Genomic DNA, 2,438 nt, shown 5'->3' with positions numbered 1-2,438 from the left:
CTTGGCCCACGCGACTGTCTACGACGAGGAAACTGCCTGGCCCCCAACGACCCAAACCGCTGCCGCTTGACAGAGATACCGCATGGGATGTCTGACTTCCGGCGACCGCCCGGCCAAACAGTCGGCGTTCTGGATCATGTTGACGCTCTCGGGAATCATCGCGGTGTCCGGCGTGATCGGCGACAGCACCGCGACCGTGATCGGAGCGATGATCGTCGCACCGTTGTCGACGCCGATCCTCGGGATCGGTCTGGGCATCGTCACCGCCCGTGGGCGGCTGGTCCTGTCGAGTGTCGGATATGTCCTCGCCGGCGTCGTCCTGGTGGTCATCCTCGGCGCGGTGTTCGCCCAACTGTTGCCCAATCCCATCAACGTGTTGACCAACTCGCAGGTCACCGGCCGGACATCACCGACGCTGGCAGATCTCCTGGCCGCCCTGGCCACCGGGCTCGTCGGTGCCGTGGCCATCACCCGGCGCGATGTCGGCGACGTGCTGCCCGGGGTGGCGATCGCGATCAGCCTGGTGCCGCCACTCGGCGTGGTCGGCGTCTGCCTCGGGTCCGGTGCGCCCTCGTTGGCGCTGGGCGCGTTCATCCTGTTCGCCTCCAACGTGGTGGCGATGGTCATCACCAGCGTGCTGGTGTTCACCCTCGCCGGAGTCGGACGGGAAGCGGCCGTTGCGGCGGGCGCGGTACATCGCCGTGCGCGCGCCTACATCGTGCTGTTGGTCGCCTTTGTGGTCGTTGCGGTACCGATGGTGGTCAACTCGCTGACGTCGCTGTGGGCCAAGCAGGTGGCGACGGCCACCGAGGACTGGTTGGACGCCGGTGGCGTCACGTCGGCGGATGTGACCAGCGTCGGTTGGAGCGGACATACCGTCACCATCAATGTGCTTGCCCCGCAAGATCTCCCACCGATCGGATCGTTGAAGTCCACCGTCGAGGACCTGGTCCCGTGGAGCCCGGAGGTCGTCGTCGTCCATACCACCGGGAGTCGGGAATCCGGCTGAGCCGGATCGCCGAGTCAGCCTTCGCCTCAGGCGAGTTCGGCGATGCCATTGCCGATCAGAACCACGCCGATGATCAGGATCAGCGTCGCCAGGACCGCTGCGGCGTTGTTCTCCAGCCACTTCTCGACGTGGCGCAGGAGGCCGCTGATGGATTCGGTGAAGATCTGATACGCGATCACCGGGATCACCACCGACGAGGATGCGATCGCGGCGAAGATCGCAATCGCCGCAGCGGTGGACCCGGCCGGCACTTCCGCCCCACCTACGAGAACACCGGCGGCAATGCACAACAGCAGATTCTTCGGATTCACCGCTGCGAGGCCCAATCCCAGTGCGGCCGCCGACGGCGGTCGCATTCCGTCCACGGCCGACAGCCACGCCGGAACCCCTTCGGATGTCCTGCGGCGCAACCACTGACGCACACCCTCGCCGAACAGTGCGACACCGAGGACCACCTGGATCCACGCAATGGCGGTGGCGCCGGCCCGGGCGACCTCCCCGACGACGACGAACACGCTCGTCGCCGCAACGATGCCCACCACCCAGCCGAAGGCAAACCCGATACTCGTGGTGCGCGCGTGCCGACCGAGCAGCATGAGGATCACCCCGATGATCGGCACCGGCGACACAGCGACCGCCACTGCCAACGGCAGCACACTGCCGATCACCTCGCCCATGCACACCACTCCTCGGTCACTCTCGGGACAGGGTCAACCATATGGCGGCTTTCGGCAACACCGAAACCACGAAGACCGAAATGACGGGCAGGTGCGAGCCACCGAGCATCGTCTGACCAGACGACGCCAGTGCGCCGCGGAATCGCGGCGCACTGACAGCCCACTGGATCCATTGACAGCGCTCGCCTACTCACTGACAGCGCTCTAGTCCTCACTGACGGCGCTCTGCATTCCGCTGACAGCGCTCTCCGCCGCACTGACAGCGCCCTGTATTCCGTTGACAGCGCTGAGATTACGGCCAAGACAGCCCCTTCCCGCCGATCGAGCCGACCTCATCCCGCCGGTCGAGCCCGGTCGAGCCGACCCGGAGCGATAGCCGCCGCGTTGAGCTCCGTCGAAACGGAGTCCGTGTCGAGACCTCGCAACATGACACTGGAACCGACACCGCCACAGCATCTCCCGAGAAAGCGACGCCCCATACCACACCCCACCGACAAGAAAACATCGCCGACAACAAGTTATCCACAGACCAAACGTTATGCACAGCAACAGGATTCACGAAACTGACCCTTGCGCCGACCGCCAACGAGGCGTACTGTGGTGTACATGACATCGGGGGAACTTGACATCACCATCGACTTGTTGTCGGTACTCGATTTCACCACCGGCGGCCTCACCCACGAGGACGCAAAGAGTGCGCTGCACGCCATCGTGGTGATCCGCAACCTCGCCGATCACCACGCCAGTGTGCT

At 65.1% G+C, this 2,438-nt stretch carries 2 protein-coding genes; one reads left to right on the top strand and one right to left on the bottom strand.

Features of this window, described 5'->3' with window-relative positions:
* Window positions 1–82 precede the first annotated feature (82 nt).
* Complete coding sequence (locus ACWETB_RS23795; protein ID WP_452214058.1) at window positions 83–1,009, top strand: TIGR00341 family protein; 927 nt, start codon at window positions 83–85, stop codon at window positions 1,007–1,009.
* A gap of 26 nt (window positions 1,010–1,035) precedes the next feature.
* Here the strand turns inward: ACWETB_RS23795 and ACWETB_RS23790 are convergent, their stop codons facing one another.
* Window positions 1,036–1,686, bottom strand: coding sequence for a GAP family protein (locus ACWETB_RS23790; protein WP_449741866.1), 651 nt, complete (start codon window positions 1,684–1,686; stop codon window positions 1,036–1,038).
* Between the last annotated feature and the right edge of the window lie 752 nt (window positions 1,687–2,438).

Source organism: Gordonia sp. NPDC003950, assembly GCF_053605205.1.
Note: the sequence above shows the minus strand (reverse complement) of the source record. Positions and strands in the feature narration are given on the sequence as shown.

Bases quoted from the DNA above. Each gene is read 5' to 3' on its own strand.
- ACWETB_RS23790 (WP_449741866.1), bottom strand. From the start codon at position 1,686: ATGGGCGAGGTGATCGGCAGTGTGCTGCCGTTGGCAGTGGCGGTCGCT.
- ACWETB_RS23795 (WP_452214058.1), top strand. From the start codon at position 83: ATGGGATGTCTGACTTCCGGCGACCGCCCGGCCAAACAGTCGGCGTTC.